Origin of the sequence: Methylorubrum aminovorans (assembly GCF_022179725.1) — a bacterium.
Taxonomy (GTDB): Bacteria; Pseudomonadota; Alphaproteobacteria; order Rhizobiales; family Beijerinckiaceae; genus Methylobacterium; species Methylobacterium aminovorans.
This window is the reverse complement of record NZ_BPRC01000012.1, coordinates 173,560-188,348: the sequence shown is the minus strand read 5'-3', so window position 1 is coordinate 188,348 and position 14,789 is coordinate 173,560. Positions and strand designations below refer to the sequence as shown.

At 67.7% G+C, this 14,789-nt stretch carries 8 protein-coding genes and 1 pseudogene; 4 read left to right on the top strand and 5 right to left on the bottom strand.

Annotation, left to right across the window (positions count from 1 at the left end):
- Nucleotides 1-130: 130 nt before the first annotated feature.
- On the bottom strand, nucleotides 131-310 hold the full coding sequence (locus MFF24_RS17390; RefSeq protein ID WP_238225961.1) for a hypothetical protein: 180 nt from the start codon (nucleotides 308-310) through the stop codon (nucleotides 131-133).
- A 220-nt stretch (nucleotides 311-530) separates the two neighbouring features.
- On the opposite strand from MFF24_RS17390, the gene MFF24_RS17385 reads away from it, so the two are divergent.
- Nucleotides 531-1,235, top strand: coding sequence for a sigma-70 family RNA polymerase sigma factor (locus MFF24_RS17385; protein ID WP_238225966.1), 705 nt, complete (start codon nucleotides 531-533; stop codon nucleotides 1,233-1,235).
- A 508-nt stretch (nucleotides 1,236-1,743) separates the two neighbouring features.
- On the opposite strand, the gene MFF24_RS17380 is transcribed toward MFF24_RS17385, so the two are convergent.
- Nucleotides 1,744-2,040 (bottom strand): helix-turn-helix domain-containing protein, encoded by a 297-nt coding sequence (locus tag MFF24_RS17380; protein ID WP_238225959.1) that lies wholly within the window; start codon nucleotides 2,038-2,040, stop codon nucleotides 1,744-1,746.
- A 359-nt stretch (nucleotides 2,041-2,399) separates the two neighbouring features.
- Between MFF24_RS17380 and MFF24_RS17375 the strand changes: the two genes are divergently transcribed.
- From MFF24_RS17375 to MFF24_RS17365, 3 genes are all read left to right on the top strand, one after another.
- Entirely contained in the window at nucleotides 2,400-4,163 is a 1,764-nt protein-coding gene (locus MFF24_RS17375) for a type I secretion system permease/ATPase (RefSeq protein ID WP_238225957.1), read from the top strand.
- Nucleotides 4,164-4,166: 3 nt separating this feature from the next.
- Complete coding sequence (locus tag MFF24_RS17370; protein ID WP_238225956.1) at nucleotides 4,167-5,540, top strand: HlyD family type I secretion periplasmic adaptor subunit; 1,374 nt, start codon at nucleotides 4,167-4,169, stop codon at nucleotides 5,538-5,540.
- Nucleotides 5,541-5,618: 78 nt separating this feature from the next.
- Nucleotides 5,619-9,383, top strand: coding sequence for a hypothetical protein (locus MFF24_RS17365; RefSeq protein ID WP_238225954.1), 3,765 nt, complete (start codon nucleotides 5,619-5,621; stop codon nucleotides 9,381-9,383).
- 241 nt (nucleotides 9,384-9,624) lie between these two features.
- Here MFF24_RS17365 and MFF24_RS17360 read toward each other — a convergent pair whose 3' ends face one another.
- From MFF24_RS17360 to MFF24_RS29060, 3 genes and pseudogenes are all read right to left on the bottom strand, one after another.
- Nucleotides 9,625-11,583, bottom strand: coding sequence for a glycosyltransferase family 2 protein (locus MFF24_RS17360; RefSeq protein ID WP_238225952.1), 1,959 nt, complete (start codon nucleotides 11,581-11,583; stop codon nucleotides 9,625-9,627).
- A complete protein-coding gene (locus tag MFF24_RS17355) occupies nucleotides 11,580-12,764 on the bottom strand; it encodes a hypothetical protein (RefSeq protein ID WP_308445603.1) in 1,185 nt (394 codons plus the stop codon). The genes MFF24_RS17360 and MFF24_RS17355 overlap by 4 nt, the downstream gene beginning before the upstream one ends.
- A 26-nt stretch (nucleotides 12,765-12,790) precedes the next feature.
- Nucleotides 12,791-14,539, bottom strand: a pseudogene (locus tag MFF24_RS29060) (HlyD family secretion protein).
- Nucleotides 14,540-14,789 lie beyond the last annotated feature (250 nt).

The following is a 14,789-nucleotide window of genomic DNA, read 5'->3' as shown; positions in this document are numbered from 1 at the left end:
CAGCTTGGCGACCACGTCTTCCGGCTTGTGCCGCTTCGTTCCCATCTGTCCGTCCTCATCTGGCTCAAAAGCCATACCTCAGGACGGACCACTTCAGTGGGCGCGGATCAACCAGTTTGCTCGGTCAGGGTCAGGCCCGTTGCCCCCGCGGACGCGGCCAATTCGGTGTGTGCGGATTGAGCGTATGGTCGGAGCAGGCGAGGGCCGCGCCGCAGAGCGACAGCATGGCGCGCAGATCCTCCACGCAGGCCTCCGCCTCCGCGAGCGTGAGCAGCCCGCCGCGCCAGTAGGCGGTACCGGACTTTGCCATGGCGACAACCGCAAAGTGACCGTCCGGGCAGTCGACGATTCTGTATGTCACCGGACGCGTCATCACCTCGACCATGCGATTGTTCAGGACGCTCCCAAACGCAGCCGCCGAATGGATCGATCCTCCGAGTCCGTGAGTTACATGTTCACTGTACGGCGGGGCGGGCTGTTTCAGGCGTGCCTCTGCCGCTCGCTCTGACAGAGGACATGGGTTGATCGACATGTTGATTGCAGGCGGACTCGGTCCGGTTCGCTCGGACCGGAACAGGGAGGCAGGCGCTGCCAAACTGCCCTTGGCCGTGCAGAAGCATCTCGGAGCGCAGTTGCAGACGACCTATCTTGAGATCGGCGCGTCGGATGCGCCGCAGCATCTGCTCGAGCTCACCCGCGCACTCGAGGGGACGCTCGCGTTCCTCGCCGGGGAGCGCGACACCGCTTTTCGCAAGGGACTGACGGCGGCGCTCCCCGCCCTGCACGTCTATGCACAGTCACTTGCGGGAAGCCCGGCACGGGCCGATGACCTCGTGCAGGAGACCGTGCTGAAAGCGTGGGCCAATCAGGATCGGTTCGTCCCAGGCACCAATCTGAAGGCATGGCTGTTCACCATCCTCCGCAATCACTTCTACACCGAGTTGCGCAAGCACAGGCGTGAAGTCGAGGACGTGGACGGCGTCATGGCGGGTCGCCAGGTCGCCCTGGCGGCACAGGAGCACGGATCGGACCTTCAGGTCGTCATGTCGCACATCGCGCAATTGCCCGCGCCTCAACGCGAAGCGCTGCTTCTCGTCGGAGCGCAAGGCATGACTTATGAAGCGGCTGCGGAGGTCATGGGCTGTCAAACCGGAACGGTGAAGAGCCGGGTGAGCCGTGCCCGCTCCTACTTGGTCGAGCGGCTGGGTACACCATCCACCAACTTGCCGATCTAAGTCTCTTTTTACATTGAAGCAAATTGAGTGCATCGTGGCAGCGATGCGGATCTGCCGCGAGCACCGTATGAAATCGTCCGCAATCCGTGGTGGCGCGCGGTATACTGCGCATCAATGCTGGCCAAGCCCGTGACAGGACAGCCAGCTACAGTGAAGTTCATAGCTTGAACTGCATGAAGCGGCGACGCATGACAGGAGCGGCCCTTCCGCCCTCAGCCCCGCTCCTTATTCGTGCTCATGCCTCGCCACGCGTCGTATCGGATCATCGAACGCCCTGATGGCCGGTTCGACATCGCCGTGACATTGGCCGGGGGCGGCACGCATGTCCGAGAAGGCTTGGTGAATCCGGTGGATGTGCAAACCGCGCTGGCGATGCTCCGCGACTTGATGGCGGCCTGCGGCGCCGTCCTCGTCGAGGCGGAGGCGCTCAGCCTCGCCGCGGAATAGGGACCAAGGGCCGACATTCCGCGCCGCCCTGGGCAGGACCTCGGCCTCTGAGCGTGCCCGGTCAGTCGCCGAACAGGATCTCGAAGGTCAGCGGATCGTAGAAGCGCATCAGGCTCCTCACGAAATCCTTCGCATCGACCCCAAGGGCCTCGGCCCAGATCTTGTACCGGTCCGGGGGGACACGGCCGCGCCCGGTCTCCAGTTGCGAGATGAAGGTGTAATATTCCGCGCCGACCTGCGCGGCGAGCTGCCTCTGCGAGAGGCCGCGCTTCTCCCGAAGCTCCTTCAGAAAACGGCCACCTTCGCGGCGCAGTTCCTGCACCTCCTCGGAGCCGAGACGTTGCTGGTGGACATACAAAGGGAAGGCTCCCGCCAGCGCTCGAACGCGTCAGCGCCGAATGGTACAGTAATCCCTATATGTCGCTTCATGAGCCGACGTCCAGTTCTCGGTTCGCGTGATTTTCGGCGGCCACGGTGCGGCTTCTTGGAATACAATAAGCCTGCGCTAAGATTCATGGATCGGCACGCGATCACGCGGGCCGGGGAAGCAGACGTTATGCGGCGGCACGGGTCACATTTTCTTGAGGGCAGGCCTCAGGCAGCGGTATCGGTCCTCCCGGAGCCGAACCGGCGCTGGGCGGAATGTGGCCGGCACCCGCAAGCCGGTTACCTGGAGGCAGGATCCGGCTCGAGCGTACCAGCGCGCCGGGAGGTGCCATGAGCGACCCTCTCGCTGGGTCCGTCCTGAAGGATGGGCTGCGTTCGATCCGTCCCGTCCTGGTGACGGTGTTCGTCTTCGCCTTTTTCACGAACCTGCTCCTGTTCGCCGGCCCGCTCTACATGCTGCAGGTCTACGACCGCGTCCTTCTGAGCCGGAACGAGGCGACGCTCTTCGGGATCACGGCGATCGCGGCCTTCGCGCTCGCGGTCTATGCCGCGCTGGAGATGCTGCGTTCGCGCCTGCTGGTGCGGGGCGGGATGATCTTCGATCGGAAGGTTGCCGGTCCAGTGTTCGAGATCGTGCACCGGGCCGCGTTGCTCAAGCCGCGAGCCGGGCACGAAACGGCCCTTCGCGACGTCGACGTCCTGCGCGAGTTTCTTACGGGCGGCGCGATTTTGGCTTTCTGCGATCTGCCCTGGGCCTCGCTCTTCCTGGTCGCCTGCTTCATCCTCCATCCGTGGTTCGGCTGGATGGCCTTGCTCGGGGGCGGCACGCTCCTGGGGCTGACGCTCCTCACGGATCTCACGACCCGCCGGCCTCTCGACGTGGCGAGCCAGGCCGCCCGAGAGGCGGGCGAGCAGGCCCGCGCGACGGTCCGCGGGGGCGAGGTTCTGCGGGCCATGGGCATGCTGGGCGCCCTGCGGTCCCGTTGGCGTCGGCGTCACGATGAGGCGATCCTGCTGCAGGCTCGGGCGAGCGACCGCGCCGGCCTCATCGCCGCGGCGACGAAGTTCACGCGCATGTTCCTACAGACGATGGTCCTCGGTGTCGGCGCCTATCTCGCCATCCATGGCGAGATCTCAGCCGGCTCGATGATCGCGGCCTCGATCATCATGGGCCGGACGCTGGCGCCCATCGAGGCGGTGGTCGGACATTGGAAGAGCTTCACGGCGGCCCGGAGCAGCCACGCCCGGCTGACGGAAATCGTCGCGCGCATCGGGCTCGAGCCGCAGCGCGTGATGCTGCCGCGCCCGCGCGGCCTGATCGAGACCGAGAACTTGGTCGTCGCGGCGCCGGGGACGTCGAGAACCATCCTCCACGACGTCAGCGTGCGGCTGGAGCCCGGCAGCGTCGTCGGGATCATCGGTCCGAGCGCGGCCGGAAAATCGACGCTGGTCCGCGCAATCACGGGCGTGTGGCCGATCGTATCCGGCGCCGTGCGCATCGACGGAGCCGACCTCCGGCACTGGGATCCTCAGGCGCTCGGGCGGCATCTCGGATACCTGCCGCAGGATGTCGAATTGTTCGATGGCACAGTGGCGCAGAACATCGCGCGCTTCGATGTTCAGGACGATGCCGCGGTCGTCTCGGTCGCGCAGCGCGCGGGCTGCCACGACCTGATCCAGGCTCTGCCCGAGGGCTACAACACTCGGATTGGCCCAGGCGGGCACGGTCTCTCCGGCGGCCAGCGTCAGCGCATCGCCCTGGCGCGCGCGATGTACGGGGATCCGAGCTTGGTCGTCCTCGACGAGCCGAATGCCAGCCTCGACCAAGCCGGAGAGGCTGCGCTGATGCGGGCAGTGGCGGACCTTAAAGAGCGCGGGACGACCGTTGTCATCGTCACGCACAAGGTGAGCCTGCTGGCGAGCGCCGACCTGATCCTGATGCTGGATGGCGGAACGCTGCGGGCCTCTGGCCCGGCGGACCAGATCCTCGCCCAAGTCTCCGGTCCCCGCCCGGTTCCAGCGCTGGTCGCGACCGGTGGCCGGGCCATGCCCGAGAACGAGAGAGTGCCCGAAGTCCAGCGCAGCGCGGGCTGAGCCATGAGCACGCATTCTGCCCCGATCCCGATCACGTCGCCCGACGCTTCCTCGCCATCACTGGGTGGGAGCGGAGAGGACGGCGCCGTCTCTCCGATCGCGTGGCAGCGCTACGCAATCGCCGGTTACGCTCTCATCGCGGCCACCTTCGGTGTCGCCGGTGCCTGGGCGGCCACGGTGCGCCTGGATCGCGCCGTCATCAGCACCGGCGTCATCGTCGCGGAGAGCAGCCGCAAGGTCGTCCAGCATTTCGAGGGCGGCATGGTCCAGGCCGTGCTGGTGCGGGATGGACAGACGGTCCGCGCGGGTGATGTCCTTCTGCGGATCGATCCCGTCCAGTCCCAGGCGAGCGCAGACCTGTTCCGAAATCAGCTCGACGCCGCTCTCGTTCTCGAGGCGCGGCTGCGGGCGGAGCAGGCGCAATCCGACGACCTGCACTTACCCGCCGACATTTCCGCGCGGCGCGACGAGCCCGCCCTCGCGCGCATGATCGGCGATCAAGCCGGGCAGTTGGTGGAACGGAGGACGACGCTCAAGGGCCAACTCGCCCTCATCGAGGCCAAAGTCACTCAGCTGAGGACGGAGATCTCCGGCCTTGCCGTCGAGAAATCCTCAGTCGAGCAGCAAGTCGGCTTCATCCGGCAGGAGCTGGAGGGCCTGCGCAGCCTGCACGAGCGGAATCTGATCCCTCTGTCGCGCCTCCTCGTGATGGAGCGGGAGCGCACGCGGTTGGAGGGAGTGATCGGGCGCTCGGTGGCCGAGAGGGCCAAGGCCGAGAACGCCATCAGCGAGGCCGGACTGCAGATCACCCAATTGAAGCAGAAGCTTCAGGAGACGGTCACCGGCCAGCTTCTCGAAACGCGGCAGAGAATCGGCGAGCTTCGCGAAAAGCTCGTCGTCGCGCAGGACGTATTCCGGCGCCACGAGATCCGCGCCTCCCACGACGGCGTCATTCAGGCGCTCAAGGTGGTCGCGACCGGGCAGGTCGTCCGCTCGGGCGAGCCGCTGATGGAGATCGTCCCGACGGCGGACCGGCTCGTGGTCAACGTCCAATTCTCGCCCAACGACCTCGAAGCCGTCCATGCCGGCATGCGGGCGGAGATCAAGTTTCCGACCTTTCAGGCGCGCCGGACGCCCGCGGTCTTCGGAAAGCTCACGGTGGTGTCGCGGGACCGTCTTGTGGACGAGGGTACGAAGCAGGCCTACTTCGCCGGTACCGTGGAGATCGAAGAACACCAGCTTCCGGCCGATGTCAGACACCGCCTTCTCGCCGGATTGCCGGCCGAGGTGGTGGTCTCGGCCGGCGAGCGCACGGCCCTGGAATATCTGTTTGCGCCCTTCTTCGACGCGATGGGACGCGCCTTCCATGAACGCTAGCGCCGCGCGCGGTCGCTCCGCCATGATAGGCGACGCCATCCGCCAAGGGACGCAACGAGCCGACGGGGTGAGATGACGATGAGCACGGTCATTCCCTTCTTCCGTCCGGCATCGGCGCGACAGGGCAACTGGTCGCAACAGGAGTTGGCCGAGTTCTACCGCGTCGAGGCGGCCCTGCTCCGGGCCGGCTTCAGTATCGCGAGCGACCACGGCCTCAGCGACGAGGGGGAGCCTTGGTTCGTCTTCTGCCGGCCGGACGGCGATGCGATCATCCATTTCGCCAAGATCGACGGCAGCTATCTCATCGCCTCGGAGGCTCTGGACCGACCCGTGCGGGGGACAGATTTCCGTACGCTGATCGACCAGATCGCCCGCTTGCATCCGCACCTGCTCCCGATCCCGGCGACGGGAACGGCGACGACGCTCGTGGTTCATCCGGCCGCACTGCTCGCGGCTCTGGTGGCCGCGGCCGCCTTGAGCCTGTCGTCCGAGGATGCCCATGCGGGGCCGCTCGTGCCGGGCGAAGGCGTGTCGGCGGCGCCCGCCTCCGAGGGAGGCAGGCCCCCGCTGAGCCAGCCACAGCCGAAGGCCAGCGGCGGGTCCGGCGATCGGGACACCGATCGCAAGCAGCTCGAAGCCATCATCCTCTCGGCGATGATCTTCGCGGCCGAGGCGATGGCGGTCGATCACCGCGCCGTGGGCGCAGAACTGGATCTCGACGTCGCGGGCGGGGCGGGCAACGCCTGGAGCCCGACGGCGCAGGGTGATGCGACGCTGACGCCGGACACCGCGCTGGGCTCTGGCCGAGGGAGCGCTTCGGTTCAGCCGGCCGTTCTGACGGCGCAGGGAAGCGGCGCGAATCCCGACGCTCGTCCTCAGTCCGCTTCCGACACGATCGCCGCGCCGAGCCGAGTCGATCCGGCTCCTGTGGCGCGGACCGAATTCGCGACCGAAGCGCCGAAGTCCCCAGCCTCACAGAACCAACCGCTGGCGCCGGGATTTGGCAGCGATGTCGCGCTGACCGGCACATCGGCCGAGGTGTCCGCCGCCAAATCCAGCGGTCACCAAGCGTCGACTTCGGCGCGCAGCGAGAGCCCGGCGCCCGCATCGGACGAGCCGGGGCCGGCCTCGAGGGATCAGCGCGCCGGATCCGTATCGGCCTCGATCGCCGAGCCCGCCTCCCACGCCCGTCCTGGACAGGCCGCATCGTCTGATCCGGCCAGCACCGGAAGCGGACCCGCCCGGCCGGCTTGGGTCAACGACCTGACCCAGACCATGACGAGCCGGATGCCGTCGCCCGACGCGTCGCGTGATGCCGAGGATCGGAGCCACGGCCGACCGGCAGAAGCTGCGCTCGGAAACGGCCGAAAGGTCGATCCGACGGGTCCCGGCAACGGTCGCGTCGACGGCGCGGGCCGGGATCGCGAACCCTCTGCCAAGGCTGCCGACGAGACCCATCAGTCCAAGGATCAAGCTGCTCCCGGTCATGGCCAAGCCGGCAGCGGTCAAGGACGAGGTGTTCCAGCCGAGACAGCAACCGGGAACACTCCGCCGGCCGAGCAGGCCAGCCCCGGTCAAGGTCCCGCCGATCGCGCCGATCAGGACCGCGGCGCGTCAGCGATGGCGGCCGTCGGACGTAGCCCGAACGCCGAGCAGGCGGCCCCCGGTCCGAGTCAGGCCAGCGCTCGAGGTCAGGATCCGGCCGCGTCGAGTGCAGCCTCCCATGAAATGCGGGCCGAGCAAACCGGCCCCATCAACGGCCAAGTGAACCCCGCCGGTTCGGACCGAGCTTCATCGCCCGAGGGGGCGAGCGGGAACGAACCGCAGACCGTACCGGCCGGTGGTGGCAATGGACACACCGGTGGTCTTGCCCGGGGAGAAGCCGCGCCGGCACAGGCCAAAGCTGCGAATGGCCCACCGGTCGAGCCGAATAGCCGTGGCAGCGGTAACGCCGGTGCCATTGCTCAGGAGCGGGGCTCGCAGGCCGAGACGACGACCGGAAGCAAGCCACAGATCGACCAGACCAGCGGCGGCAACGACCACGCCAGTGTTGTCGCTCGGCACGAAGTCGCGCCCGCTCAGACTGAAGCTGGGACTCCCTCACCCGTCGCACAGACCGGCCAAGGGAGTAGCCATGCCGGTGGTGTCGCTCGGGACCGGCCCCCACAGGCCGAGGCGGCGGCAGGAACTAATCCGCGCCCCGCGCAGGCCGGTCCGAGTGAAAGCCGTGCCGAAGTGTCCGGTCCGGGAAGCGCGCGGGCCGAGGCCGTCGACGATCGTCCCGAGGTTCAACAGGCCGGTCGCGCCAACGGCCAAGAGAATGCCACCGAGCAAGGTTCGCTGCAGCAGTCCGGGGCGGCTCCCGGCAACGATCCGCGGATCGAAACGACAGGCGGCAACGACGGCCAGGGCCCTGGCAGCCACTCGAAGCCAGAGCCCGTCGCGCAGCGTGAGCCGGGGTCAGGCGGGCCTGCCATCAGCCGCGATCGGTCTCCAAGCGACGCCAACGAGCGGGGGTCAACGGATCAGGCCGAGGCCGCTCGTCCCATGGCGGAGCAGGAGGCCGATCGCGGCAATGGGCACAGCTCGGCCCCTGCCGAGCGGAGCGACCAACGGATGCCCGAAGCGCAGGGTCCCGGCGCGGCCGACACTGTCTCAAATCACGGGAGGCCAGACACTCCCGGCGATGCACCGTCGGATGCGTCATCGACCACCAAGGCCCATCCACCGCTTGATTCCGACTCTGCCACCCGCGGATCGAACAAGCCCAGCGCGACCGAGATCCCCGATGGCGGGCGCGAACCGATTGACCGGGCAGCCCCAGAGCATGCCGCAGCGGCTGAACAGACACCCGTGGCGGCGGATGGGCCCGCTCAGAAGCTGACATCGTCGCCCTCCGACCATGGACGGGGCAATTCGATCGGGCCGAGCGCCGATCACGCCTCGAACGCGGCAGCCTCGGAGCAGACCAACGGGGACGTGGCCGGCACGAAGGAGCACGGATCCGGGCCGAACAACACCGCTGTGGCCTCGTCATCGAACGTCCATGTCGGCGGCGCCGGGCCACAGGCGTCGCATGCTCAAGACGAGCCGGTTTCGCATGGGCACGATCCCGCTGCGGAGGCTCCCGTTCCTGCGTCAGTTGCGCGTGACCCGATCTTACAGGATCGGGGAAGCGATCGGGCAGTGTCGGAAAACTCTGTTGGACACGGCGCTTCACTGGGATCGGATGCTTTGAATGCCTCCGCGAAGGGTGAGCAAACCCAAGCCGAGATTGACGGATCGCATGACGGCACCGGACCCGTGGTCGTTCGCGCGAGCCCGGCAGCGGGCCCGAAGGCGACGGTTCATGGCGTGGACGAGAACGGCCTGTCCGTTCCGTCGGCCGGTTCAAATCCGACCTCGCCCCCTGCACCGGTTTCGCAGGACGAGATCGCGACGGCCCAAGCCGATCGAGCCCAATTCGATGACAGCCCTTCGGTCAGCGGCCGCGCCGTTCGGGAGGCGCCCGGACATGCGGCCCCGCCGGTCAGCGCCGACTCGCCGACCGTGCCCTCTGTGCCGGTCGAAGCCGATCGGGCGGACGGGCCTTCACCGACCAGCCAATCCAGCTCCGCGGCATCCCATGGGACGTCCGGTCAAGCGAAGCCGGGCCGGCCAAGCCCTCCGCCCGCGGCGATCGACGCCGACGGCAATCTCGTGTTCCACACGGACGCCCAGAAGGATCCGGTTCCATCGGCCCTTCCGCAAGGGCCGGATGAGGCAACGTCCCATCATGCGATCGGCCTGATCGGGGTCTCGGATCAGGCGCATGCGATGCACGACCTTTATCACCAGACCTAGAACACCGTCCCGAAAAGGTGGTCACCGGCTCTCAGAAAAAGACGATGTGAAAACAAGATGATAGAGCATCGTGCTGGATCCGATATCCAGCAAGATGCTTTCGAGCCGTATCCGGCCTGCTCGCCAAAGGCGGGCGTCTCCAGCCTCTCGGTCCGGCCCGGGATCTTGCGGACGCACCGGCAACCACTCCGTCGGAAAACGTTCAGGAGCATTTGCCAACGCGCTTCGCCCTCCATCCCGCTCAGCCGAGACCGAGGCTTCGACGGAGAAGGCCGCCGACGGCCGGTGCGAACCGGGCGGCGCGGGCGATGGTGTCGCGCGGCGTCGCGTAAAGGGCCACGATCAGAGCCCGGTACTGCTCCGGCGATGGGTCGAGCGAAAGGCCGGCTGAGTCCGAGATCGCGTCGACCGCGCCGATGCCCGGAAGGTGCAGGACGAGCGGCACACCTGGCGCGGAGACCGGCTCGCAGTCTCCGGCGAGCGTCGCCCGGCCGGGCGAGAGGGTCGCGATGCGGCAGGCGCGGGTGATTCCGCCGGCTTCGATCCGGGCATCTGCCTCGTAGCGGAAGGCGAGATCAACGCGTGGATGCTCGAAGCAGACGAGGAAGCAGATGAAGGTCAGAACCATCGCCACCCCGGCCCAAACGAGGTTGAAATAGTCGATATCCGAGATCTCGGCCGGTGCGGTCGGAGCGATGAAGGCCCAAACGATGCTGAAGGCCGAGAGCAGGGAGAGGCCGCCGAAGGCCGAAGCCATGCGCCAGCGGACCCGCATCTGGGAGCGGTCACCGCCCTTCTCCGTGACCTTGAACGGTCGGCCGAAGGGGCGGACGGCCGCTTGGATCAGCGTCATGGTGACGGCGAGCGCACTGATCGCGTGAGTCACCTCCATGAAGATCGGCAGCGTGCGCGAGCGCGAGACCCAGCCGCTGTAAGCCCACAAGGCGAAGAGCGGCGGCGCGCCGTAGCGCAGGAAGGACAGCACATCGGCCTCGAAGGCCGGCAGGCCGGTAATCCAGTATACCGCCGGGGCCAGCAGCATCAGCACGATGTAGGGCTTGCAGGCCCAGTTCAGCACGCCGTGCAGGAAGTGGATCCGCTGGATCAGGGTATAGCCCGGCCCGCGCAACGGTCCGTCGGGGAGCAGCGCGATCTGGATCGTCCCGAGGCACCAGCGGGTGCGCTGCGTGATGTATTCCGGGAGGCCCTCGGCCGAAAGGCCCATGCTCAGGCGCTCGTTCAACCAATGGGTCTCGTAGCCGCGACGCGACATGCCGAGCGACAGGTTGAGGTCCTCGCAGATCGCCGCATCGGGAAAGCCGCCGATCTCACCGAGCCGGTCGCGGCGCACGATGAACGAGGTGCCGACACAGAAGGCCGCGTTCCAGGCGTCCTTTGCCGGCTGGAACACGTCGAAGAAGATGCGCTGGTCGTCGACCCAGCTGTCGGACGCCGCGAGATTGTGCTGAATTGGATCGGCGTTGAAGAAAAATTGCGGCGATTGCACCACGCCGGCCTTCGGATCATCGAACAGCCCGACCATGCGCTTGAGGATGTCCGGCTGCGGCGCAAAATCCGCATCGAGCACGAGGATCAGGGGCGCGTTGGTCCGCTCGGCGGTGTGCTGCAAAGCGTTGTTGAGGTTGCCGGCCTTGGCCCCCTTGTTGTCCGGGCGCGTGATGTAGCGGGCGCCCACCGCCTCGCAATAATCGCGCAGCCACTCGCGGCGGGTATCGTCGCAGACCCAGACGGTCTTGGGCCCGTAATCGATGGCCAGCGAGGGCAGGATCGACTTCTCCACGACATCGCGCGGCTCGTTGTAGGTGCAGATGAAGATGTCGACGGCCGGCCAATCGCCGCTCGCCTCGCGACGCGCCTGGGCGGTGTCGGCCTCCGCGGAGCGGTCCTTGAACCGCAGCAGGATCACGACCGAGAGCAGGGTGTAGACCACGGCCACCATTTCGGCGGCGAAGAACAGGTAGGACCAGATCGCGCCGGCTTCGGGGGTCAGCGGCGGCAGCGTGTCGCTCCAGCGCCAGCGGGCGTAGGTGGCGATGAGGGCAGCCGTCAGCGCTCCGAACAGGAGGCGATCGAAGGCGCGCTCGGGCCGCAGCAGGCCGGCGAGCGCGAAGAGACCGAGGGCGATGCCGAAGGCGAGCGCGAGCACGGAGGCCGCATCGCCGGGGGAGGGGAACATCATCGGACGCGGCCTCCTGTGAAGGGATTGTGGCGCAGCGCGGCCAGGGCGGCCCATGCCGTCGCGCCGAGATGCGGACGGCGGAAGTAGAAGAAGTCGTCCTGCGTGCTCGTCGGCCCGATCCGCAGGCCCGTGGTCAGCCGTGCCTCGCGGCTCGCGTAGAGCCAGCCCGAGGGCGCACGCTGGCCCGCAAGGGTCTGCAGCAGAGCCTCCGCCGCGGCTTCGTCCCCGACGGCGCGGTAGGTCAGCGCCGCCTGCGCCGTCCCCTCGACCCAGAGACCGTCGCGGTCGTCGTTGAAGTCGAACCCGCCCGGCACGCCCATCCGCGCGGTCGCGCAGCTGAGAGCGCGCCGCCAAGCCTGCGGCGGGTCGGCGACCCCGAGCAGCGGCCAGAGCTGCGTGTCGAGGGCGACGGCCTCGACGCCGCGCATGCGGCCGTCGGGATCGGTTCCCATCCGGAAGCAGCCGGCCTCTTCATCGAAGGCGGCATCGAGAAACGTCCGCGCCGAACCAGCCATGACGCGGTCATCCGCCTTGCCGAGTCGCGTCCCGAGCGCGACGATGTCGAGGTTGTGCTCCGTCGAGGCCCAGCTCAGCGGAGCCTGATCCGGGTCGTAACCGTCGAGCCCGCCGGTGAAGCCGGGCGCATCGTGGCGGGCCGTCCGCGTCCGAATCCAGCCCGCGAGACGGGAGGCCGCTTCCTCGAAGCGGGGGTCCTGCGTCGCGTCGCGGAGATTGAGCAGCGCCAGCGCGACCCAGGCGACGTTGCCCGTCGCCGTACCGTCCTGATAGCGGTCTTCGAACCAGCGGTTGTTCGCGGCATCCCACCAGCCCGGAAGGAGGACGGGACGTTCGCGCACGGGGCCGGCGCGGTATGCGTTGCGGATCCGACCGTCCTCGAAGGTGCGGTCGCTCTCGATCGCCGCGAGGAAGGCCTCGCCGATCTGACGAGCGCGCCGCAGGTCGCCGCAGGCCGCGAGCGCCGTGGCCGCCAGAGCGTTGTCGTAGGAGAAGGCGGTGCTGCGCAGCGGCAGAGGAACCGACTTCTCGTTCGGCCCGGGCTCGTAGCTCGCGAGGAACATGGGTTCCCCATCGGGCGCCGTCCTCTCGACGGCGCCGGACAGGGCGCGGCACAGCTCTCGGCCGAGATCATCCGCCCGGGTCGGGGCCGAAAATCCCAACATGAGAGCGAGCGCGGCAGCGGCCGCCCTCAGCTGCGTGCCTCCTGGGCCGTGCGACCGGTCTGCTTCGGAGCCTCGCTCTGGAACGAACTCGGCCGTACCGGCGGGAGCGGCGGCATCGAAATGCGGCGCTCGGGCGTGACGTCAGCAGGCTGCGGCCCCATGCGCAAAGCCGGAATCGGGGCCATGCGATCGGTTGCGGGCTTCTCTACGGAGATCACGGGCACATCGGCCGGCGCCTCCGAGGAGAGAGCGGGTGCGATGGCTACCGATTGCGTCGCGGTCCGCTCCCCGCCGACGGCTGCGCTGGCAGGGGGCTTTCCGGTCTCCGGTCGAACCGGGACGTCGTGACCGGCCTTCGATGGGCCAACGACATCCGCCCCGGCAGCGACGACTTGCTTCAGAACATCGCTCGCGGAGACGACCATGGATCGGGCGTGATCGGCCACGGTTTGCGCGAGATCGGGTGCGGCGGCCGCGACCTTCGTCACGAGGCCGCTCGCGCCGTCGCCGAGATCGCGCCAGACGACGGAGGTCGACGGCACCCAACCGGATTCCCGCGTGACCGTCACCCAGCGCCCGACACCGCAAGCCGCCTCGACCGGGCTCTCGGATCGAGCCGCGCTGGCCGGGAGCGGCTCGGGCTTGACCAGGACGTAGAGCTCACGCCGCTCCGTCTGCGGGAACGGCACCGCGTAGGTCGCGTCGACCGTGTCGCTGGTCTTGGGCAGAATCTCGGTCACGATGCCTCGGCGAGGCTCGGCCGATCCACCGGAGATCGTGACCGCACTTCCGACCCGCAGGTTCTGGCCCTGGCGGTAGGAGAAGATGGCGACGACGAAGCTGCGCTCGCAATCCACGACGGAGGCGAGGCTGTCGCCGGCTCCGACATGCCGCCCGGTCGTCGCGTTGACATTTTAGACGACGCCCTTGGCCGACGCCTTGATCTCGGACGTCGTCAACCGGTCGAGGCGCTGGTTCTCCCGCGTCAGCAAGGCCTGCTGATCGACCATCGCGGCCTTCAACTCCTTCTCCTCGATGGCAAGGCGCTGCGTGTCGTAGGTGATGGAGAGCTGCTTCTGCGACAGGTCGGCGAGGCTGCGCAGTTCGTCGCCCAGGAACAGGCCGCGAGCCAGTCCCTCGAGCTGGACCGTCTTCTGATTGAGCTTGGCCTCCGCCGCCTTCTTCTCCTGGATCGCGGCATTGAAGGCCTGCGTCGTCGACTTCACCATGTCGGGGCTCGCCACGTCGCGGGCGACCATGCCGACCTGACGCTCCATCAGCACCCGCTTCTCCTCGCCCGATGCGTTGGCCGAGGCGATCTTGGCTCTGAGCTCCTCCACCTGCGCGCGGAGAACCTGCGTCATCTGCGCGGACTGATCCCGGATCGCTCGCTCGAGAGCGGCGAGGTAGGCCTCGTTCGAGGTTCGCTTGTTCTCGGCGGCCAGCGCGCGCTCCCGGAGTTCGGAGACCCGCCCGGCAAGCTGGATCGCCGTGGCGCGGTCCAGACGGTCGTTGGTGATTTGGGCCACCAGCGAACCGCGCTCGACGCTGTCCCCGGCCGCGACCGGAATCGCACCGATATCGCCTGCGATCGGGGCCGTGAGCAGGGTGACCGGGGCGTTGACCACCGCGCGATCGGATTGGTCCGCCACCAAGGGCGGAAGCACTGAGGTGCCGATCAGGATCGCCAGAACCGAGGCAAGACCGACGCTCGACACGCGGACGAGCCGGCCATGGCGGTGCTCGGGCGCAGACGTGAGGGTAGGCTGAGACAAAAGGCCAACTCCAGGCGCGTGGAATGGGTCGCTCTGCGGGCGGCAAGCGTTCGGATCGCCGGCCGTGCGACGCCCCCTGAATTGCTGCGGCGCCGAAAGGGTTGCGAAAATTTTTCGTTAAATTCGAATTGAACGTCGCACTGCGAGAATATATTCTCGAATAGACGGCTTCCTCACAGCGTAGAAGTAAATCCAATTCAAAGTTGCAGTGCACTCGACTGGCGGAAATGTGGCTAAAATGTAGTCACAT